This window comes from Sulfurimicrobium lacus, from assembly GCF_011764585.1.
Lineage (GTDB): Bacteria > Pseudomonadota > Gammaproteobacteria > Burkholderiales > Sulfuricellaceae > Sulfurimicrobium > Sulfurimicrobium lacus.
On record NZ_AP022853.1, the window covers coordinates 2,327,141 to 2,348,025 of the forward strand.

Sequence of the window (20,885 nt, forward strand, 5' to 3'; positions counted from 1 at the left end):
TTGTATAAATGCAATGGTGCAGTTAGGCGAGAAGTTCCTCCAGACGCTTTTCCGACAGGATGCCGAGGTTGACTTGAGCAATCCGTCCATCCGCAATCAGCAGCGTGGTCGGCGTCCCCATGACGCCGAGTTTGCGGGCAATTTCCAGCGACTGGGCGACATCGAATTTGAAGACGTTGTCGTGACGGGTTGCAGCTTGATCGATGCGTGGTGTCATCGCCCGGCATGGAGCACAATTCGGGCTGTAGAAATAGAGCAGCGCCCGGCCGCGTTCGCGCAATTTTTGTTCGATTTCGGGCTCGATTTCGGGCACGGCCTGCCCCTCCATCTTTTTCGCTTTTCGTGCCATGCGCCACTGGAGCAAAGCGAGCGCCAGCAATATCGCGGTTAGTGCAATGCCGAAGTAGGTCGTCATGGTGCCTCTTCCTTTCGCCGCAGGCTCATATCGAGGTGGTCAATCGCACCAGCCACTCCGGTGCGGCTTGCAACACCCACGCCTCGAACAATTTGTCGGCGCCGCTCAGGATCAGGAAGCCGAGCAACAACATCACGCCGCCGAGCGCCTGCTTGCCTATTTTGCCGGCGGCCAGCATCTTGCCGCGCACCTTTGCCATTGCTCCGCGCGATACCAGGCCGAGCGCAATCAGCGGAATCCCCGCGCCAGATGCCGAACAGCGCCATCAGCAGCGTCACCTGACCGAGGTTCTGCCCTTGGCTCGCCAGTGTCACCGCCGCACCGAGGGTCGGGCCGACGCAGGGGCTCCAGACGATGCCGAGGAGCAGCCCGAGCATAAACTGGCCCGATAAACCGTTGAGCGACACGCTTGCCAGCAAGGTATTCCCCGCGCCGGAAAGGCCGGATGTCGCCACTGCGAACCTCTCCTGCAAGCGGGCGGACAGCAGCACCACGCCGAAGGCGATCAGCAGGCTGGCGGCAATCAGGCGGAACACCCCCTGATCTAGCCCCAGCGCGGCGCCCAGGCTGGCGACAAACACGCCGACCACGGTGAAGGATAGCGCCAGCCCGCCTGCCAGGGCATAGGGACCGAGGCGATGGGCTGCCACCGCGCTGGCAAGCAGGATCGGCACCAGCGGCAGCACGCAAGGTGAAAGCGTGGACAGGCTGCCGGCGGCGAGTGCGAGGCTATAGGATGCGAGGCCGAACTCCATGACCAGATTCCTAGATCGCTTTCTTCAGGAGGGCGGCGATACTGTCTTTTTTGGTATCGCCGGTCGAGCGATCTACTTCCTTGCCATCCTTGAAGACGATTAGCGTGCTCTGATACTGCACCTTGAAGGCCCTGACCACCGCCTTCTGCTTGTCGAAATCGACGCGCAGGGCGGCAAGCGATTGCAGTTCCGGGGTTTTGAGCAATTCGCCAATAATCGGCTTCTGCGCCTTGCAGGTGGGGCACCAGTCGGCGTGGATCATGACCAGTATCGGTTTGCCCTGTTTTTGCAGTGTGTCGAAGGTGGCCTGGTCGAACGGCTGTTCGGCGGCTACGGCGGTTCCGGCAGCGAGAAACGGGAGCAGGATCAGGGAACGAATTAACTTGAACATGGCGACTCTCCTTGTGAAATTACTTTGTATCGTTTAGTCGCCGACAACTGATATTCCTTACACCGGGTCCCGGTCATCTTCCTGCTGTTTTGTCGCGGCATCCGGGTAGTGCGCGCAAGCCTCATGCAGGAAGGCCATCTGCTTGCGGAAATTCCGGCAACCGGCGCACATCGAGACATGGAAGCGCAAACCCAACCGCTCCTTAAGATCGAGAGGACGGTCTTGTTCTTGTGACATTAATGCCGTCGCCTGTTTGCAGTTCAGCATGATTATTTCCTTCCCGTATCGAACCAGGTTTCTTCCAGGCACAAGCGCAACCCCATGCGGGCACGGTGCAGTACCACCCAGCAATTAGTCGGAGTGATTCCCACTGCCTTACAAATTTCTTCAGTATCGAGCCCGAGAAACTCGCGCATCATGAAAATGCGCGCCGTATTTTCCGGCAAATGATCGAGGCAGGCCTCGAATACGGTCCAGAACCGCGTGTTTTCGAGGCTTTTTTCGGGGTTACCCCAATCAGACGGGCGTTCAGCCTTTTGCCAATGCCCGCGTTCGCTGAACAGCGGATCGAAAGCATCCTCCGGTAATTCATCGGTGGCGCAATCCAGCAGGGGTTCCCGGCTGCGCTGGCGGATGATGTCGATGATCTTGTGCTTGAGAATGGAAAACACCCAGGTCTTCAGCTGCGACCGACTGTCGAAGCGTTGCGCGCCTTCCAGCGCGGCAAGCATGGCTTCCTGCACCGCATCCTCCGCAACAGACCGATTGCGCAGTTGCAGCAGTGCGAAACGCAACATGCCGTCGCGAAAGCCGTCGAGTTGAGCCCATACGCCAGACATAGCCTGGTGAACGGAAGACGTGTTCATGGCGCACCCGATAAGCTGGCCAAGCCGATGACACGCGATGCTTCATGTACGAGGCCATCGATCAAAGCGGCATCGACTTCGGGTTGCAGATCTTCCGGCGTGCCCTTGTGCCCGGTCGGGAAGACGTGGATGGCATTGCCGTCACGCTCGACCCGGGCCTCCCCCCCGCAGTGGCGGCAAAAAACATGGTCGCCAGTGTGGTGGTCACGGCGTACGACAATGGTGGGACCGCACATCGGGCACTCCTGCAACGGGATGCCGGATTCGCTGTGTCCAACGATGTGATCGAGTTGCCCTGCGCGTCCCAACCGCAAAAAGCGTTCGCCCAAAGCGCTATCGAATTGGCGCCCCAGGTTTTCCTCGATGATGGCGAGCGCCTTATGCACGGGCATGCCGCGCCGGTAGGGGCGAGTGCTGGTCATGGCGTCGAAGGCATCGCAGATGCCGACGATGCGGGCATCGAACGCAATCTCATCGCCGCTCAGGCGATGCGGATAGCCGTTTCCGTCTGGCATTTCGTGATGGGACAACACTGCGGCGCGTGCCAGAGCGGCCAGGGGGTGGCCAGATAACACGCGGTTACCGACCTCCGGATGAGTCTTGATCACCGCATATTCCTCGTCGGTCAGTCGGTCCGGCTTGTTGAGAATGGCATCCGGCACACCGACCTTTCCCAGATCGTGGAGGAAACCGCCCAGGGCTATCCGCTCTATGTCGGTTTCAGGCAAGCCGGCAGCTTCGGCCAATAGCCGGCTGAATTGTGATACCCGCCAGAGATGGCCGCCGGTATAAGGGTCACGCGCCTCGACCAGGGACGCCATGACGTAAAGGCTTTTCAATAGGTCTTCCATGTGGCTCATCGGGTTCTCCTTTTGTTGGTACGCGGCTTGACAGCATTGCTTCACAATTATCGAAGGGCTGAAGATTGAGTATGCATGGAAACATAGCTGCAATAACAGGGTTATCGCCGACGACTGGAGAGGCGGTGAGTCAGTAACCAAACTCACCCACCCATTGGCCACATCGGTAGTCAATGGACAGCCATCGCGGTACATAGGGGCGTGGGTTGACTATTGGGAAGTCATCAAGTGGCGGCGTGCCATCCAGGTCGGACAGCACGCAAGCACGTGTCATGGCGGGTCGGAAACGTACTGACAGTTGATCCGATACCGCTATGGCATCTTGCGCCACCTGCTCGCTGAAACGCACGCGCTTACGGATCAGGCAGGAGAAAAGCAGCTCCATTTCCGCTTGCAATGGCGTGGCTCGTTCCGCCAGGGCGCGCTGTGCAGTACGACTAAGGCGAACCTCGACGTTCTTGCCAATCAATGTGACATTCATGTCGGCTCCTTCATTCCAGATTCAGTGTGCTGTACAGGTTTGTCGTGGCAAGTGCGGATTCCTTACAACCAAATATACAGACAGAGAAGTTCGAAATTACCGTTTTTATCTCGGATCAACGCATGAAAAACTGAGCATGGTAAAATGCGCGTCATTGCTCGCTATCAAAACACCCCTCTGAATCCAATGTAGTCCGCCGCCGCCCTTCGCCTTACCTGCTATTGCCTTAACGGCCACGGCCCAACACGACCCGATTTTCCACCCCCCTCGCATGAGGCGCGGGAAGCCTTTTCTATTGGATGTCGCACATGAACACAAGCAGCTGCTCGAATTTCACCCCTTCCCGTCTCAAAATCTGCATTCTGAGCGGCCTGACTGTCGCCCTGGCACTGGTGCCGGAGGCGATCGCCTTCGCCTTCGTGGCCCACGTACACCCGCTCACTGGCCTCTATGCCGCCTTTATTGTCAGCCTCATTACCGCTGCTTTCGGCGGCAGGCCCGGCATGATCTCCGGCGCCACCGGCGCGCTGGCGGTGGTAATGGTGGCGCTCGTGGTACAGCATGGCGTTGAATATCTATTCGCCACCGTGGTGCTGACGGGCTTGCTGCAAATCGCCTTCGGCCTGCTGAAGCTGGGCAAGTTCATCCGCATGGTGCCGTTCCCGGTGATGCTGGGTTTCGTCAACGGCCTGGCCATCGTGATCTTTCTGGCGCAACTGGGACATTTCAAAATATCGGGGCCGGATGGCACGCTGACCTGGATGACGGGCGCCCCGCTCTACACCATGCTGGGCCTGATCGCGCTGACCCTGGCCATCATCTATCTGCTGCCGCGTTTCACCAAAGCCATCCCCTCCACCCTGGCCGGCATCGTCGCGGTTTCCCTGCTGGTGATCTTCGCCGGCATCGACACCAAGACCGTGGGCGACATGGCCTCCATCGAAGGCGGGCTGCCGCAGTTCCACTTGCCACAGGTGCCGCTGACCTGGGAAACCCTCAAGATCATCTTTCCCTACAGTCTGATACTCGCCGCCATCGGCCTGATCGAATCCCTGCTGACGCTGAACCTGATCGACGAGATGACCGACACGCGCGGCAAGCCCAACCGCGAATGCGTGGCCCAGGGTTCGGCCAATGTGGTCACGGGCTTCTTCGGCGGCATGGGCGGCTGCGCCATGATCGGCCAGAGCATGATCAACGTGAACAACGGCGCCACCCAGCGCCTGGCCGGCATCGCCGCCGCGCTGTTTTTGCTGTCGTTCATCCTGTTTGCTTCAAAGTGGATCGCGATGATCCCGCTTGCCGCGCTGATCGGACTGATGTTCATGGTTTCGGAAAAAACCTTCGAATGGGGCAGCCTCACCGCCATGCGCAAGGTGCCGAAGAGCGACGCTTTCGTCGTGGTCGCGGTCACCGTGATTACCGTGTTTACGGATCTGGCCATTGCCGTGGTCACCGGGGTGATCATCTCTGCCCTGGTATTCGCCTGGCAGCATGCCAAGCACATCAACGTGCAGACCTATGTCGACGACAAGGGCTGGAAAGTCTACGAACTGGAGGGCACGCTGTTTTTCGCCTCGGTGGCGCAATTCCAGACCCTGTTCAACCCCAAAGACGACCCGGACGAGGTGGTGGTGGAATTCCGCCGTGCCCGCGTCAAGGACCATTCCGCCGTCGAGGCCATCGACAGCCTCGCCACGCGTTACCAGCAGGCTGGCAAGCGCCTGCACCTGCGCCACCTCAGCCCGGATTGCCTGGAAGTGCTGGAAAAAGCCAAGGACATGGTGGAAATCAACGTGGGCGAAGATCCGCATTACCATTTGGCGGATGACAAGCTGGGGTAAGCCGGCAGTTGTATTTGTGCGGCGCACATAAGAGTGCGCTATGGCATTTTGCCCCACTCACCCCTTTACAGAGGGGCGAAACGCCCCTTGTGGCCGCGTTTCTCAAAACAATAATCCACAGCAAATCATATGGATGGCGAAAAGTGCATGGCTGGCACGGTTCCCGCTATACCTACTCCCAGACGGCCTCACGCTGTCACTTACTACTCAGGAGGAGAATCCATGCACAAAAGAACCCTTGGCCTCGCTGCCCTTGCGCTTGTCGCGGGCGTGGCGGCACATGCGGCAGACCTGCCGTCGAACATCCTTTACGATGCCAATACCGATAAAAAGACCCTCTGGCCGCAACCCGTTGCCAATAGCGGCGTGGTGAAATACAACGAGCATCGCCAGGATCTTTCCAAATGGGTCACTCTGAGCTATGAGGACAAGCGCCCTACCCGCAAGGCCGAAACGGTTGAACTGAAAGGCGATCTCAACGGCGATGCCAAGCGCGGCAAGGAAATCGCGATGAATACCCAGCGGGGCAACTGCTGGGCCTGCCACGTCATGCCCGGCGATGCTCAGGGCGGGACCGGCGGCCCGACCCTGGTCGGCTTCAAGCATCGTGGCTACCCTGATTCATATGTCTATCAGACGATTTGGGACAGGCGTGCGATTAATCCCGGCGCGATCATGCCGCCTTACGGCACCAATGGCGTGCTGCCCGAACAGGACATCCGCGACCTCGTCGCCTTCCTGCAATCCCTCGACTGAACCGCTTCCGGAGAAAACCCATGCGTAAACCCATTATCCTGGCGTCTCTCGCCCTGGCAGCCGTCGCCGGCAGCGCCACCGCTGCGGACAAGCCCTACCGCGACATGATTCCCTTCATCGACTACAGCAATCCTGCCGCCAGTGCCGATGCCAAGCACACCAACACCTACCAGTACTGGAAGGAGCGCGACAAACTGGACCCCGCGCGGGTCACGAGCGGTCAACTCAACTGGACCACCAACTGGAAGTTCATGGATGCGCCCTATAACGATACCCTGCACGGCGGCCACGAAGCCCAGGACCGGGGCGGAGAATTTTACAAACAACTCAACGCCAAGGGCGAGTTTGCCACCTGCCTCGGTGCCAAAAAAAATGACCTGAAGGGCTTGCGCCTGCAATATCCCCAGTACAACAAGGACATGAAACGGGTCGTGGGAATGGAAGCGATGATCGAACAGTGCGCCGAAAAACAGGGCATGAAACTGGAAAATGGCAGCTATGACAATTCCGCCGTATCGATCTACATCGGCGCATTCAGTAACGGCATGCCTATCAAGATCAATGTTTCCAAAGGCCCTCTGAAAGAATCCTTTGAACATGGAAAGGAACTGTTCCATACCCGCGCCGGCTGGACCAACTTTGCCTGCGCTACCTGCCACGTTTCCCTGGTGGGCAAAAGCCTGCGCGGACAGACGCCCACCACCCACTTTGGCGACGCCTCCCACTGGCCTACCTATCGCACCAAGGACGAATTGCAATCGATGCATGTGCGCTTCACCGAATGCAACCGCAACGCCGGCATCCAGCCGCTCAAGATCGGCAGCCAGGAATATACGGACATTGAAGTATTCCTGACCGCACTGACGAACGGCTACCCTGTAGCACTGCCCAGTGCGCGGGATTGAGGAATTTACACCATGAAAACGAAAGGAAACGCCTCCATGAAACAAGACCGCAGAACATTTTTGAAAGGTGCTGGCGCCGCCGGTGCCGTAGCCCTTGCCGTTGCCGCCGGCCTGCTCAAGCCCGGCCAGGTGCTGGCCGCCGATTGGAACAAGAATGCCTTCGAGGCCAAGAGCGTTGCTGACGCACTCAAGGACATCAACGCCAGCGGCCCGGCCAAGAGTGCCGACATCCTGATCAAGTCCCCGGACATCGCAGAAAATGGCGCAGTGGTACCGGTCGAAGTAACCAGCAAAATCCCGGGCACCACTGACATCGCGATCATTTCGGAGCAGAACGTCAATCCGCTGATCGCCGAATTTGCCTTGGCCAACGGTGCGGAAGGCTTTGTTTCCACGCGCATCAAAATGGCCAAGACTTCCAATGTCACGGTGATCGTGAAGGCGGGCGGCAAAGTTTACACCGCCTCCAAGGAAGTGAAAGTGACCATCGGTGGCTGCGGCGGCTGATCGAAAACCACCGCCTGCCCGTTAACGAACTCAAGTAAAGGATATAAAAATGGCTGAACCAATGAAAATCCGCGCCCAAATGCAGGGCGATACGGCTGACATCAAAGTGCTGATGAACCACATCATGGAAACCGGCTTGCGCAAGGACGCCAAGACCGGCCAGATGATTCCTGCACATTTCATTCAGCAAGTGAATGTCACCGTGGGCGGCAAGACTGTTCTGGATGCGCAGTGGGGCTACGCTGTAGCCAAGAACCCCTTCCTCGGCTTCAAGGTCAAAGGCGCCAAGGCGGGCGAAAAAATCGTCGTGAACTGGGTTGACAACAAGGGCGACAAGCGCACTGACGAAGCCACCATTGCCTGAATACTGGGCGCGGCTTGTTGCATGGGCAGCTTTCCTGCAGAATTGACAGCATGAACAATCCAGCCCTCAAAGGAAACTGATCGTGCAGCGCCGCGCCTTTCTCGCCGCTGGCCTGGCTATTCCCGGTCTATTGCTGGGCCGGGAGGCCGGAACGGCGGAAAACATTCGCCTAGATACGCTCGGTAGCGGCGATATGTGCCGCACCCGGGTTGCACCGCCAGTTTTTCCGCGCGGGCCGGGCGATCTATCCTTCCAGGGCACCCACATCCTGGCCCAGGGCGCCTTTCGCGAACTGGCCGAGGTCTATCGCGGCCCTGCTGATGGGCGGCTGCATGTGGCGGGCGGCGGTTGCGATGATGGCATTGCCGGGGTGCTGCGCTTGCAGGTCGATTTGGGCGGCATGTGCTGCCCGGTGGAGAAATCCCGTGCCGTGGGTCTGCCTTGGTACCTTGTAGCGCGAGACATCAAGGTCGCCATTACCCATCCCACCAATCCGGTAACCGACATCAGCTTCGACGAACTGGCTGCCGCCGCTGCGGGCCGCATCTCCCGCTGGCGGGAACTTGGCGGCGAGGATCGTGCCATCGCTCTGGTGGTGCGCAATCATTGTCCGGATTATCTGGAGCCGGTGCGCGACCTGCTGCTGAAAAACAAACCTGCCTGGTCACCCAAAGGGCTGTTCGTCGATCGCGACGAGCAGATTGTCGATGCCGTCACCAGCTACCCCGGCAGCCTGGGCCTGGTGAGCTGGGTCTTTGCCAAGCCCTTGGCGGAGGCCGGCAAACTCAAGGTGCTCAAGTTGGAAGGGGTGCGGCCAGGCGCGCGGGCGGTTCGCGCTGGAAGCTATCGGCTGCACGGCCCACTTAACGTCATCTTCACACGCTGGCGAGCGCAATCCATGCGCCCCTTCTTCGATTTCCTCTACAGCGCGCGCGGTCTGAAAATCATGAACCGCGTCCTGGTGCCGGTGAGCGCCGAGGAGGCGGATTACCGGCCGGGGCGCTGGACATGATCTCCGGCCAGCGGCAAATTGACTTCCACTCGACCCGGCGCGCCGGGCAGGATGCTGATGTCGCCGCCATGGGCCTGGGCGATGGCCAGCGCACTGCCCAGCCCGAGCCCGTTGCCGCCGGGCTTGGTGGTGAAGAAAGGCTCGTACAGCCTTTCAAGCGCCTCGGGCGGAAAACCTGGCCCGCTGTCAGTAATCGTAATCCGTGCCCATCTATCGTCTGCGGCCAGGTTGACGGCGACCGGTCCGGCGGGGGCAGCCTGCCGGGCATTGTCCAGAAGATTGGCAAGCATCTGTTCCAGCTGGTAGGCATCGGTCTCCACCATAATGGGTGCTGCCGCCGGGGTGACGCTCAACGCCGTATCCGGCCAGGCCTTGCGCCAGCGGCTGGCGATTTCGGCCAGCAGTTCATTCAGGTCATGACGCGCGGACTTGAGGCGAACCGGGCGGCCATAATCCAGCAACATTTCTACGGTGCGCATGCAACGCTCGCTGTGATGTGCGATGAGCCGGCTGTCTTCCCGGATTTGAGCCGGCTGTTCCGCCGGCTGTTTTTCCATGAGCCTGGCCACATTGCGGATCACCGTCAGCGGATTGTTGATGTCGTGGGCCACCCGGGCGGCCATGCGTCCGATGTCCGAAAGGCGTTCCTGATGACGCATGCGCCGCTCCAGGTCGCGCAGCCGCGCCAGGTCGTCGCTCATGACGTTAAAAGCATTCACCAGCCGGGCGATTTCGTTGCGGCCATGAGATTGCAGGCGCGCGCCGAATTCGCCCCGGCCGACCGCGGACACGGCCTGGGTCAGCGCCCGCAAGGGCTTGAGCTGCCACCCCAGGAAAGCCGCAAGGGCAAACGTGAGCAACAGGCCGAACACCGCCATGATCCAGCCCAACAGACGTTTGACCTGAGACAGCGCCGGACCAACGCTATCCTGAACCGCGATTTCAAGCCACAACTTTTTACCGTTTCTTGTGGGCAACTCCACGCGCATCCGCTCCGCACCCGCACCGCCAGCCGCAGCCCGTACCGTCACTTCGCTGCCGGGCGGGAAGGCCGCATCCAGAAAAGGCTGCAATGGGCGAGCCAATTGCAGCACGGCATAGACCTGCCCCTCCCGCAAGAGGGGCGCGCTGGTCACCAGCCAGAGCGTCTGCCCCACCCAGCCTACCGCCACGCCGCGCTGGGCAGGGGGGGCCGATTGTACGCTGCCGGTGGCGGCTACAAGCTTGGCGGAGTTATTCCACAGACCCACGGATTCCAGCCGGAAGCTGTCAGCAATGCGCCGCACGGCAGCCTGCGGGTGTTCTTTTTCGCCATCGAGAAAGAGGTGATAGTAAGTGCTGTTCCTGAGTTCCGCATCGTCGGCGAGCAAGGTCGCAAGACCGGCCAGCTGGGCCAGTTGCCGTTCCACGACTGCTTTCGCCTGGACGCTGGCATAGGCAGTGCGCTGCTTGCGCAACTCATCGAATTTCTGGCTGACGAAGTGGTCGATGCCAAGAAACAGTGCCGCGCTCATCAGGGCAATGCTGAGTGTCAGCGCAACGAACATGCTGGCAAGCAGGGAATGCCGCAGCCCGGCGAGCCATTCTGGCAGCGCCACTGCCTTGGTTCGTGCAAGTGCAGGGTCGGGCGCGTGGGCTGGATGCAATGCTTTCATGGTGACAAGGGTTTCGCGCTATGAATTCGCCCAAGTTTAACGTATTCGCTGGTGCGGAACCAACGCCGGAAGAAAGCGCCACCCTGCGCATCCTGATTATAGAGGATGAGCCGGATGTCGCGCGCCTGCTCAAGCGGGTGATCGAAAGCTGCGGCGGGCACGAGGTGCGGCTGGAAGGCGTGCCGTCCGACGTGGCCGGCTGCCTGCGGGATTTCGCGCCGGACTTGGTGCTGACCGACCTGATGATGCCGGGCCTTGACGGCTTCGAGGTGATCCGCCAAGCCAAGGCCGTGGACGAAGACCTGCCGGTGGTGGTGGTCAGCGCTTTCGCCACCCTGGAGAACGCTGTCGAAGCGGTAAAGGCCGGCGCCTTCGATTTCCTCGCCAAGCCCTTCAGCCCCGAGTCAGTGGAACTCATGCTGGCCAAGGTGGCCCGCAACCGTCAGATGCGCGCCCGTGCCGCCAGTCTGTGCCGCCAGATGCAGGCGCGCGATGGCGACCTGGCTGCGCTGCTGGGCGAAAGCCGTGCCATGCAGAATCTGCGGATATGGATCTGCCGCGTGCGCGAACCCCGCACCAACGTCCTGATCGAAGGGGAAAGCGGTACCGGCAAGGAACTGGTGGCGCGCGCCATCCACGCCGGGCGCGGCCCCTTTGTCGCCATCAACATGGCGGCGATTCCCGACGAACTGGCCGAATCCGAGTTGTTCGGTCATCGCAAGGGTGCATTCACCGGTGCTGCCCGCGACCGCATCGGCTTGTTGCAAGAGGCGGGCAATGGCGTGCTATTCCTCGACGAGGTGAACGCCATGAGCCCGATGTTGCAGGCCAAGCTGTTGCGGGTGTTGCAGGAAAAAAGGATGCGCCCGGTGGGCGCCAACCAGGAGGTGGAACTGAATTTCCGCCTGCTCGCCGCCAGCAACCGGGAACTGGAGACGCTGATTGAAGCCGGCCAGTTCCGCCGCGACCTCTACCATAGACTCAACGTCCTCTCCGTACGATTGCCGCCCCTGCGCGAGCGGCGCGAGGACATCCCCCTGCTGGCCGAGCATTTCGTGCAGCGCTACGCGCGCGCCCATGGCCGCCGCCTGCGCCGGCTCGCGCCGGAGGCTGCGGCAGCGCTGATAGCGGCGGACTGGTCGGGCAACGTGCGGGAACTGGAGAATATTGTCGAGCAGGCGGTCATCCTCTGCCCGGAGGGCCGCACCGACCTGCCGCTTACCTCTCTTCCCGCCCGTCTGGGCGGCGAGGGCTGGCAACTGGACGCTGCGCCCGGCGTATCCCGTCCCGCCACCCTGGACGAAGTGGAACGGCAATACATCCTGAGCGTGCTCCGGCAAACCGGCGGCAACAAGGCCCAGGCCGCGCGCATCCTGAACATCGATTACAAGACACTGCTGCGCAAGTTGAGCGCGGCGGCAGAACCGGAAGCCGGATAGCATGACTGTTCCAGTTGTTTGTCGCTGCAACCCGCGCAGCAATGCCAGCAGTTCCACCTTGTCGTCCTGGCCGAGGCAGCGATAGCGTGCCGCCGACGAAAAGCCACAAATACCCGCTTTACACTCGGGCTAAGATTCATTCCCATCCAAACCGATGACCCAGAAAATGTCCAGCCAGCGTCCTCATTCCTATCTGATCGCCGGCTTTATCCTTGTCGTGCTGCTCATGTTGAGCCTGGCTGGACTGGGTGCGCAGCGGCTTGAAGTACTGAAAGGTCGTGTCGACTACATTTTGCAGGACCAGATGGTCAAAATCGACCTGACCCACAGGTTGCGCAGCATTACCCGCGAACGCATGATCCGCATGAATCTGATGACCATCACCAGCGACCCCTTTGTGCGCGACCAGAATTATCAGGAATTTCTTGTGCTGGGCAACCGTTATATTGGAACGCGACACAAGCTTGAGGATCTGGTTAAGGGTGGAACCGAGACTGCCATGCTGGATCAGCTGCGCAACATGAGCATCAACGCCACCCCAATCCAGGAGCGCGTCGTTGAATTGGCCCTGGATAACCATCTGGAGCAGGCTCGCGCATTGCTATTTGAGAAATCCTTGTTAATCCAGCAGGAAATACTGGATCACTGCGATGTGATTCTGACCACATTCGAGCAGTCGAGTCAGTCCGCCATGGAACAGGCCAGACAGACCTACCAGACAACCTACACCCTGATGATAAACCTGACCACACTGGCGGTGCTGCTCACAGCCGTTATCGGCATGATAGTGGTGCGCCGCATCAAGGCCGACCGCGGTCAATTGCTGAGTGAAATCGCTGAAAGACGCAAGACCGAACAAGAGCTGCGCCATACCAAGGAAGGGCTGGAGCAGATAATATCCGAACGCACCGCGACATTGCGCGAAAATCTGGAGCGCCTGTCCGAAGCCCAGCGCATCAGTCACATGGGGCACTGGGAGTGGGATATCGTGACCAATGAATTACGCTGGTCAGACGAGATTTATCGCCTGTTCGGTTTGCAACCCACCGGTTTTGGCGCAACGCATGACACCTTCATGGCAGCAGTGCATCCGGAAGATCGACACATGGTCAACAACAGCGTTGAAAGAGCGCTGCGCAAGGAAGAAAACTATCAGGTCGAACACCGTATCATCTGGCCGGATGGCACCGTACGCCACATGCGCGAGAAAGGCGAGGTGGCTTTTGACGAGAATGGACAAGCACTACGCATGATCGGTACTGTTCGTGATATCACGGACGAACGTGAAAACGAGCAACGCCTGTGGCATCTCGCACACCATGATGCCCTGACCGGCCTTCCTAACCGCAGCCTGCTCTATGCCACATTGTCGCAGGCATTGACCCGGGCGAAGCGCAGCGGCAGCAAGGTGGCCCTGATGCTGTGCGACCTCGACCACTTCAAGTCTATCAATGATCGCTATGGCCATGACGCAGGCGATCAACTCATCGTCGAAGCAGGACGCAGAATCAAGTCCTGCATCCGGGAAAGCGATGTACTTGCCCGCCTGGGCGGTGACGAATTTACCGTCGTCATGGAAGATGTGCGAGATCCGGAAAATACTCGACAAGTTGCGCAGAAAATCACCGATGCGCTCAATGCGCCATTTGAACTGTCTGGCGAACACAGCGGGATGATCGGCGTCAGCATCGGTATTGCCCTGTACCCGGAAGATGCACCCGACATGGATGGGCTGCTGAAAAATGCCGATGTGGCCATACAAAGTAAAAGAGCGTGGCCGCAGCGGTTATTGCCTGTATGCCGCTCAGGATTGAACTGGCGGATGACCCGCTGGAATAACATTAAAGCGCTCTTGCGAGAATCAACTATCCCCCGGTTGACGACATAAAGCGGATGAGTTGCGTAGGTTGTTCCTGGAATTCATGTTTGAGCGGCTTGCGCCCGATGCCGTTGAGCAGCGCCTGTTCCAGCTGATCATCGCTGCAGCCGCTGCGCAGCAGGGTCCGCAGGTCTACCTTGTCGTCCTGGCCCAGGCAGAGATAGAGCGTGCCATCGACGGAGAGACGCACACGGTTGCAGGTGTCGCAGAAGTGTTGTGAGATCGGGGTGATGAAGCCGATTTGACAGCGTCCGTCGGGCGACACCAGGTAGCGGGCCGGGCCGCCGCCGGGTACCACGCCGTCCACCAGACCGAAGCGTGCGCGCATTCTTTCCCGGATCGGGCCAAGTGCGACGAAAGCGGTCTTGCGGCCGGTTTCTCCCACCGGCATGGCTTCGATCAGCCGCAGCACAAAGCGGTGCTCGATGCAGTAGGCGGCCATTGCATCAATCTCGTCATTGCTCGTGCCAGCCATGGCGACCATGTTGATCTTGATCGGGCCGAACCCCCCGTCCTTGGCGACCATCAGTCCCTGTAGCACGGTAGCCAGCGCGTCCCGTCCGGTGATGGTGGCGAAGCGTGCAGGGTCGAGGGTATCCAGGCTGACGTTGAGCCGGGTGATGCCGGCAGCGCGCAGGGACTGAGCGTGTTTTGCCAGTTGGGTGCCGTTGCTGGAAAGGGACAGGTCGGCGATGCCGGGAAGGGAGGAGAGGCGACCGGCGAGCTCGGCCAGGTTGCGCCGCAGCAGCGGCTCGCCGCCAGTCAGCCGGATCTTGCGCACGCCGAGGCGGGCGAATGCCCCCACTACCCGCTCGATTTCGTCGAACGTCAGCCAGTTTGCCGGCTCTTCATATCCATTGAAATCTGCCGGCATGCAATAGGTGCAGCGCAGATCGCAGCGGTCGGTGACGGAGAGCCGCAGGTATTCGATGCGGCGTCCGTGGCTGTCACATAACATGGTGTCTCCCACGAAACACGCCTTCTTCGTAATTGTGCTGGCGGAATCAACGGAAACCGGGCAGATTGAACTCGGCCTTGCCCGCCGCCCAGCCGCGCGTACCATCGCGGCAATCCGGGCACAGCTCCAGATGATCCGATGGCAGGCCGCTCTGGCGCAGGCGGTCGATGATGACTTTGAGATCCCTTGCGGTGGCCACCGGTTTGCCGCACGACTTGCAGGCAACGAGATCGGGCGCTTCCGCGCGCTTGGTGAAATAACGACGCTCCGGTTTGGCTGCATCGCTGGAGGCGGCCGCAAAGAAAATGCATTGCTCATCGCACAAGGCGGTCTCGATCGCGCCGAGCAGCGCCGAATAGACTGCCGGCAGTTTGCGTTCGGACTCTGTTTCGGCCACCCGTGCCGCGATTTCCGGCAAGACGCGCTTCAGCAGGCCGCGCACGGCTTCCATGTCGTCGAGCAGGAATTCCAGCATTTCGGGTTCAGCCTCTTCTGCTTTATGAATAAGCAGCGCCAGAAATTCCAGGATGGTAGCGACGTGATCCGGGGTGTCGTGCATGTCCGGGGATTGTTCCACGCCGTGACGGTAGAAGATTTCCGCCAGCATCCTGGTGTTGGCCCCGAGCAGCGTTCCGTCCAGATAGATGCCGGCATTTAGCTTGGCGGGAATGGGTGGCACCAGGAACAGCGAGCTGTAGGCCGGGAGAAGCGCTTCCGCTTCGATTCGCGTCAGGACTGCGCGCAGTTCCTCGATCTCATCCCCGATGCTCAGACCGAGCGTTTCCGCCAGATCCTCCAGGTCGAGGGTCAGATCCTCGCGCAGCGCCCGTGAAAGAATCTCCCCGTGCGGGGGAAGGAGCGCCTGGGCCATACATTGCCAGAGCTCGGCACGGGGAGAAAAACCATTGTTCATCGTATCCATGATGTTTATTCCGTCATTGCCCGATTAGCCCTGGGCGAGTTGCCCTGCCACGTCCATGCATTCCTTGGGCGCGGCGCAGAGGTTGAACAGGCGCTCGCCGAGGGCATACAGTGCCAGCGCGGTGCTGATACCCACCACCACCAGCGCCCACTCGGTCAGGGAGGGCGTGTAGGGCGTCACGCCGTTCATCCAGGTTCCCTTGAACATCGGCACGTTCTGGCCGGCGACGATGAACTGGAGGCGCTCGATGAACATGCCGACCAGTACCAGGACGGACGCCGTGACCTGCCATTTCGGCACCTGCTGCATGGAGGGGGACAGCATCATCAGGAACGGCAGCGCCAGGCAAACCCACACTTCGAGGTGGAACCAGGGCGCGTGCAGCAGCGCGACAAAGCCTTCCATGCCGTCTATGTTGCTCCACAGCCCCACCCAGATTCGAGTGAGGAGGAACATCAGAACGATACCGATCAGGGTGGCGAAGACCTTGGGCAACTGGTCGCCCAGCGTCAGCGAACGCAAGGGGGCCGGCACGTTGTTGGGATTGAAGCCGTAGGCGAGATAGACGCTGACCACGATCGCAGCCGCGCCGGACAAGGCACCCGAGATGATGAAGAACAGCGAGGTGGCGGAACCGAACCACATCGGGCGCATCGCCATCGAACCGAACAGCAGCCCCAACATGCCGCTCGCCAGTATGACCGCGACGAAGCCGGCATTGCCGATGAAGTGGCTGAACGGGCTGTCCCAGTCATCCTTCCACATCAGGTAGAACTTGACGATCAGCAGCAACAGGTCGATGGTGTAGAACACCCCCATCCAGAACATTGGGGAATGTATCTGCATGCCGAGAGGCACCGCCCACAACATGCGGAAAGGATGGCCGAGTTCCAGGGCCAACACCGAAAAACCCGCAATCAGGGTGACGATCGCCAGCCAGATGCAGCGCTTGGCGACGGGATAGAACTGCTTGAAGCCGAAAACCGTCGACAGCGAGGCGATCAGGGTCAGTCCCGACGAGGTCAGCGCGAAGAAAACATAGGTTGCAATCGCGCTGCCCCAGTTCACGCCGTCGCTCGATGTATTGAACGCGGCGTGCCCTTCGGTGAACAGCATATAGAACACAAAGGCCAAGCTTACCACCAGCGCCGCCACCGAGAGTTTCCAGATGGTGGCGGTGACGTGGCTTTCGCCGAACATCTTGAGCGCGCCAGCCACGGCCTCGCTCGGGGTTTTTGGATAAGTGAAGTTCATGATCTTCCTCCGTCAGACTTTCTTGTTGATCGCGCGGCTGCTCGGCACCGCGCCGCCATCACCGGTGACGTAATACACCTGCGGCTTGTTGCCCAACTGGTCGAGCAGGCGCACGCCGCGTTTGTCGCCGATAATGCGCGAGACATTGCTCTCCGGATTGGACAGGTCGCCGAAGAAACGGGCGCCCGGCGCACAGGTGACCACGCAGGCCGGCGTGAATTCGCGCAGCTTCGGGTCTTGCGGATCAAGGTCGGGCGTGCCGGGCGGCGCCTTGGAAATGCGGTGGTAACAGAAGGTGCATTTCGACACCACATCGTGCGGCTGGATACCGACGCCGTGCTTCCAGTCTTCCCGAGCATCCGGCATTTTCCACGGGGGGTTCCACGAGTGATCGTCCTTGCTCGCATATACCTTGCGCATGTCGGGCGCCACCAGCGGCTTTTCGTCGGTGTAGAAGCGCACGCCATAAGGGCACGCAACCATGCAGTACTTGCAGCCGATGCACTTGTCCCAGTCCACCAGCACCACGCCGTCCTCCGTCTTGTAGGTGGCGTGCGTCGGGCACACCGCCATGCAGGACGGATTCTCGCAATGCTGGCAGGGACGCGGGAACCACTTGAGCTGGGCGCTGGGATACGTGCCCTCGCTGAAAAAAATCACGTCCTGCCAATTTTCACCTGGCAGCCGGTTGTTCTCCATCCCGCACGCCACGGTGCAGGCCTGGCAGCCAACGCATTTTTCCAGGTCTATAACCATTCCCCACTTAGCCATGATCAGGCCTCCTTAAAGTATCTAAACCTTCTCCACAAAGACCTTGGCGCTGTGGTAGCAGCACTGGCCGGAAATCGCATCCGAGACATTGGGCGTCACCTCGTTGGTGCTGCCCGAGACGCCGCTGTTCTTGGTCCAGCGCCCCATGCCCCAGTGGCCGTGAATCATCGGCAACGCCACGGTGTCCGGGCGGATGCCGTTGTACAAGCGGGCATAAACCTCGATGGCGCCGACCGAGGACTTGATGCGCACCCGGTCGCCGTCCTTGATGCCACGCTTGGCGGCGGTTTCGGGATGGATTTCGAGATACACCGTCTTCTTGCCACCCTGAGTCGGCTGAATGCTGGCCGTGACGTGAGGCAGGTTGCCGCTACGCCCTTCCGCCTGCATGGCGAGTTTCGGGCTGACGAAGTGGAGGTCGCCGCCACCGGCATGGTTGGCCGGCAGGTATTGCGGGAAACCAACCATCTCGGCAGGCAGGCCGAATTTCTCCATCAGGTAATGCACGTGATGCTCTTCTTCCAGGTAGCCCGACTTGAATTCGAACTTGCCCGAGGGGGTTTTCAGCAGCTTTTCCTTCACCGCTTCCTGTGTCATGCGCTTGGAGTAGGACTTGGCGGCCTTGTCCCATTCGTAGAACTCGCCGCGAATCTGGCGCCACAGATAAGGCTTCTGGAACCAGACGCCCTTCTCCTTCCAGGTTTCGTAGCTGTTTACGCCGTTGTCGCCGGGTTTTTCCGCGAAAACCGTGGCCATCGCCTTGATGATATTTTCGGTGTTTCCGAGTTTCTTGTAGTACTCGCCCGTCGATCCCTTGATGCGCTTGCCCAGGTCGATCAGCATGTCGCCGAACACCCGCGTGTCATACAGCGGCTTGACCGCGGGGGTACGGATCATCGAGATCGGATAGCCCTGGAAGGGATAGGTATCTGCCACCTGCAAGCGCTCAAGATAGGTATGATCAGGCAGGATCAGGTCGGAATACACCGAGGTTTCGTCCGGGAACGGCGAAGTGTTGATGACGAAAACCTCATTCAGCATCTTTTCCCAAGCCGTGCAGTCCGGACCCGAGAAGATCGGCCCGGTCATGTAGAACATGACGCTGTCCAACTTGTAGGGTTTCGCCTCGTTATGGTTCTTGGCGACTTCCTGCAACATGTTGCTGACCATCGGCCATTTGTCGGTACCCTTCATGTCGATGCGCGGCTTCTTGCGTTCCGGCGATTTGGCGTAGTCATCCATGAAGTCGTCGAGATTGACCGGCCACTTACCGGCAGGTGATTTCATCTGGTACGCCATCCCTCCCTCGGCGAACATCGAACCGACCAGGGCGTTAAGCGAATGTATCGCCATGCCGCTGTAGGTGCCGTTGGTGTGGGCATGAGCACCGCGTTCGAAGATGGCGATGGCGGGATGGGTGGTGCCGAATTCGCGTGCCACGTCATGAATGATCTTGGCAGGGATGGTGGTGATCTTTTCGGCCCATTCCGGAGTGCAGTCCTTGAGCACCGCATTCCACCATTGCGGCAGGCCCAGCACCCACTTCTCTTCGAACAGCGGCTGCCCTGCCTTGATTTCAGATTCCGGTTTTTTCTCTTTATCGAGTGCTTCCCGTTGCTTGCGATCGGTTTCCTCGGAGAGCGCTTTTTTGGCCTGCTCTTTCTCGAACTTGGCGATCTTTTCCGCAATCGCTTTTTCTGCGACGGGATTGCCCTTGGCCAGAACTTGTTCCTTGAGGAGCTTCTCGTGGGCCGCTTCAGTCTTGGCCTTTTCGGCCGCGGCTTTTTCCGCCGCGGCCTTGTCAGCTGCAGCCTTGTCAGCTGCGGCTTTTTCCTTGGCCTGCGCGCGCTTCTGGATGTCTTCATCGGTGAAGACAGCCGCCACGGTTTCGCCTGACTTGAAATGATTAATTCCATCGGCGAAATTGCCGACAAAAGGTTTGTCCCACAGGCCTTCGGTGAGGAGGACATGGGCGATCGCCAGCGCCATCGCGCCGTCCGTGCCGGGCTTGATCAGCAACGCCCGGTCGGATGCCGCCGCACCAGTATTCAGATGCACATCGACAAACGTCACCTTGGTTTTGGCTGGCTTGGTGCGCATCACGCCCCATGCCTGCATGTTGCCGTTGAAGGGGCGGAACGATTCCAGAAAACCGGCACCGAACACCAGCATGTAGTTGGTGTTGGCGTAGTCGTAGGCGTTGTAGCCATGATTACCGTCGAGAATTTTCTTGGTTTCCTCGCTGCCGTCGGAGCACATCGACGAGTGGCCGAGGCCAATATTGGGCGAACCATAAAGACTGCTGAGTGTCTGGAGTACACCCACGTCGGTGGCGCCCCAGCCACGACCGTAAATCAGCCCGAAGCGGTGCGATTCGTTCTTCTCACGCAGATCGTTCATGCGTTTGGCAACGGTGTCCAACGCCTCGTCCCAGCTAATCGGTACGAATTTCGGGTCTTCGGTGCGTCCCTTTTTTGGATTGGTGCGCTTCATCGGTCCTTTGAAGCGGTCAGCGTTATACAGCAGGTATTGGCCGTAATGGCCCTTGGGACAGAGCTTGCCCATGGAGAGCGGGTTGTCGAGCGAGCCGAACACCGCATGCACCCGCCCATCGGTGGTGTAAACGTCGATACCGCAGCGCGCCGGGCACTGGTGACAGAAGCTCTTGGTGATCACTGTCGGCCCACCGGAAGGCGCGGTTGTCGCCTGTGCCTCCGACAGGGTGCGCAATCCCAGGCCATTGAAACCGACGCCCGCTGCACCAGCCGCGCCAGCAACAGCGCTTGCCTGTAAAAAGCGCCGCCGCGTAATGGCGGTCTTGAGGAATTCTAAATCCATGACGAATCTCCTT

At 59.8% G+C, this 20,885-nt stretch carries 21 protein-coding genes; 8 read left to right on the forward strand and 13 right to left on the reverse strand.

What is annotated here, in order from left to right; all coding sequences use genetic code 11:
* Positions 1-22 precede the first annotated feature (22 nt).
* From SKTS_RS11515 to SKTS_RS11545, 7 genes are all read right to left on the reverse strand, one after another.
* Positions 23-415: a thioredoxin family protein gene (locus SKTS_RS11515; RefSeq protein WP_173064889.1), complete on the reverse strand. Its 393-nt coding sequence runs from the start codon at positions 413-415 to the stop codon at positions 23-25.
* Entirely contained in the window at positions 412-1,170 is a 759-nt protein-coding gene (locus tag SKTS_RS11520) for a cytochrome c biogenesis CcdA family protein (RefSeq protein WP_244617319.1), read from the reverse strand. The genes SKTS_RS11515 and SKTS_RS11520 overlap by 4 nt, the downstream gene beginning before the upstream one ends.
* Before the next feature lie 10 nt (positions 1,171-1,180).
* On the reverse strand, positions 1,181-1,561 hold the full coding sequence (locus SKTS_RS11525) for a thioredoxin family protein (protein ID WP_173064890.1): 381 nt from the start codon (positions 1,559-1,561) through the stop codon (positions 1,181-1,183).
* A 57-nt stretch (positions 1,562-1,618) separates the two neighbouring features.
* Positions 1,619-1,828 (reverse strand): zf-HC2 domain-containing protein, encoded by a 210-nt coding sequence (locus SKTS_RS11530; protein ID WP_173064893.1) that lies wholly within the window; start codon positions 1,826-1,828, stop codon positions 1,619-1,621.
* 2 nt (positions 1,829-1,830) lie between these two features.
* A complete protein-coding gene (locus tag SKTS_RS11535) occupies positions 1,831-2,427 on the reverse strand; it encodes a sigma-70 family RNA polymerase sigma factor (protein WP_198420353.1) in 597 nt (198 codons plus the stop codon).
* A complete protein-coding gene (locus tag SKTS_RS11540; protein ID WP_173064895.1) occupies positions 2,424-3,287 on the reverse strand; it encodes an HD-GYP domain-containing protein in 864 nt (287 codons plus the stop codon). The genes SKTS_RS11535 and SKTS_RS11540 overlap by 4 nt, the downstream gene beginning before the upstream one ends.
* A 130-nt stretch (positions 3,288-3,417) precedes the next feature.
* A complete protein-coding gene (locus tag SKTS_RS11545) occupies positions 3,418-3,768 on the reverse strand; it encodes a hypothetical protein (protein ID WP_173064897.1) in 351 nt (116 codons plus the stop codon).
* 308 nt (positions 3,769-4,076) lie between these two features.
* Here SKTS_RS11545 and SKTS_RS11550 point away from each other — a divergent pair, with 308 nt between their 5' ends.
* The 6 genes from SKTS_RS11550 (at position 4,077) to SKTS_RS11575 (ending at position 9,156) form a co-directional block, all read left to right on the forward strand.
* Complete coding sequence (locus tag SKTS_RS11550) at positions 4,077-5,612, forward strand: SulP family inorganic anion transporter (protein ID WP_173064899.1); 1,536 nt, start codon at positions 4,077-4,079, stop codon at positions 5,610-5,612.
* Positions 5,613-5,834: 222 nt separating this feature from the next.
* Positions 5,835-6,368 carry a sulfur oxidation c-type cytochrome SoxX gene (gene soxX, locus SKTS_RS11555; RefSeq protein WP_173064901.1) on the forward strand — a complete coding sequence of 178 codons (534 nt, stop codon included), beginning with the start codon at positions 5,835-5,837 and terminating at the stop codon, positions 6,366-6,368.
* Between the two features lie 20 nt (positions 6,369-6,388).
* Entirely contained in the window at positions 6,389-7,273 is an 885-nt protein-coding gene (gene soxA / locus SKTS_RS11560) for a sulfur oxidation c-type cytochrome SoxA (protein ID WP_173064903.1), read from the forward strand.
* 36 nt (positions 7,274-7,309) lie between these two features.
* A complete protein-coding gene (gene soxY, locus SKTS_RS11565) occupies positions 7,310-7,780 on the forward strand; it encodes a thiosulfate oxidation carrier protein SoxY (protein ID WP_173064905.1) in 471 nt (156 codons plus the stop codon).
* Between the two features lie 49 nt (positions 7,781-7,829).
* Positions 7,830-8,144, forward strand: coding sequence for a thiosulfate oxidation carrier complex protein SoxZ (gene soxZ, locus SKTS_RS11570; protein ID WP_173064907.1), 315 nt, complete (start codon positions 7,830-7,832; stop codon positions 8,142-8,144).
* 82 nt (positions 8,145-8,226) lie between these two features.
* Entirely contained in the window at positions 8,227-9,156 is a 930-nt protein-coding gene (locus tag SKTS_RS11575; RefSeq protein WP_173064909.1) for a substrate-binding domain-containing protein, read from the forward strand.
* Here SKTS_RS11575 and SKTS_RS11580 read toward each other — a convergent pair.
* Entirely contained in the window at positions 9,132-10,811 is a 1,680-nt protein-coding gene (locus SKTS_RS11580; protein WP_173064911.1) for a sensor histidine kinase, read from the reverse strand. The two genes, SKTS_RS11575 and SKTS_RS11580, sit on opposite strands and share 25 nt — an antisense overlap.
* A 20-nt stretch (positions 10,812-10,831) precedes the next feature.
* Here SKTS_RS11580 and SKTS_RS11585 point away from each other — a divergent pair, with 20 nt between their 5' ends.
* Together SKTS_RS11585 and SKTS_RS11590 are read left to right on the forward strand one after the other, a co-directional pair.
* Positions 10,832-12,250 (forward strand): sigma-54-dependent transcriptional regulator, encoded by a 1,419-nt coding sequence (locus SKTS_RS11585; RefSeq protein ID WP_173064913.1) that lies wholly within the window; start codon positions 10,832-10,834, stop codon positions 12,248-12,250.
* Between the two features lie 166 nt (positions 12,251-12,416).
* Positions 12,417-14,138, forward strand: a complete 1,722-nt coding sequence (locus tag SKTS_RS11590) for a diguanylate cyclase domain-containing protein (RefSeq protein ID WP_173064916.1) — start codon at positions 12,417-12,419, stop codon at positions 14,136-14,138.
* On the opposite strand, the gene moaA is transcribed toward SKTS_RS11590, so the two are convergent.
* The 5 genes from moaA to SKTS_RS11615 are packed head-to-tail and all read right to left on the reverse strand — an operon-like array spanning position 14,116 to position 20,872.
* Positions 14,116-15,087 carry a GTP 3',8-cyclase MoaA gene (moaA, locus tag SKTS_RS11595; RefSeq protein ID WP_173064919.1) on the reverse strand — a complete coding sequence of 324 codons (972 nt, stop codon included), beginning with the start codon at positions 15,085-15,087 and terminating at the stop codon, positions 14,116-14,118. The two genes, SKTS_RS11590 and moaA, sit on opposite strands and share 23 nt — an antisense overlap.
* Positions 15,088-15,133: 46 nt before the next feature.
* Complete coding sequence (locus SKTS_RS11600; RefSeq protein ID WP_173064922.1) at positions 15,134-16,009, reverse strand: molecular chaperone TorD family protein; 876 nt, start codon at positions 16,007-16,009, stop codon at positions 15,134-15,136.
* A 24-nt stretch (positions 16,010-16,033) separates the two neighbouring features.
* Positions 16,034-17,263 (reverse strand): NrfD/PsrC family molybdoenzyme membrane anchor subunit, encoded by a 1,230-nt coding sequence (gene nrfD, locus SKTS_RS11605; RefSeq protein WP_173064925.1) that lies wholly within the window; start codon positions 17,261-17,263, stop codon positions 16,034-16,036.
* A 12-nt stretch (positions 17,264-17,275) separates the two neighbouring features.
* Complete coding sequence (locus SKTS_RS11610; RefSeq protein ID WP_198420355.1) at positions 17,276-18,034, reverse strand: 4Fe-4S dicluster domain-containing protein; 759 nt, start codon at positions 18,032-18,034, stop codon at positions 17,276-17,278.
* Between the two features lie 21 nt (positions 18,035-18,055).
* Positions 18,056-20,872 carry a molybdopterin-dependent oxidoreductase gene (locus SKTS_RS11615; protein ID WP_173064928.1) on the reverse strand — a complete coding sequence of 939 codons (2,817 nt, stop codon included), beginning with the start codon at positions 20,870-20,872 and terminating at the stop codon, positions 18,056-18,058.
* Positions 20,873-20,885: the final 13 nt, after the last annotated feature.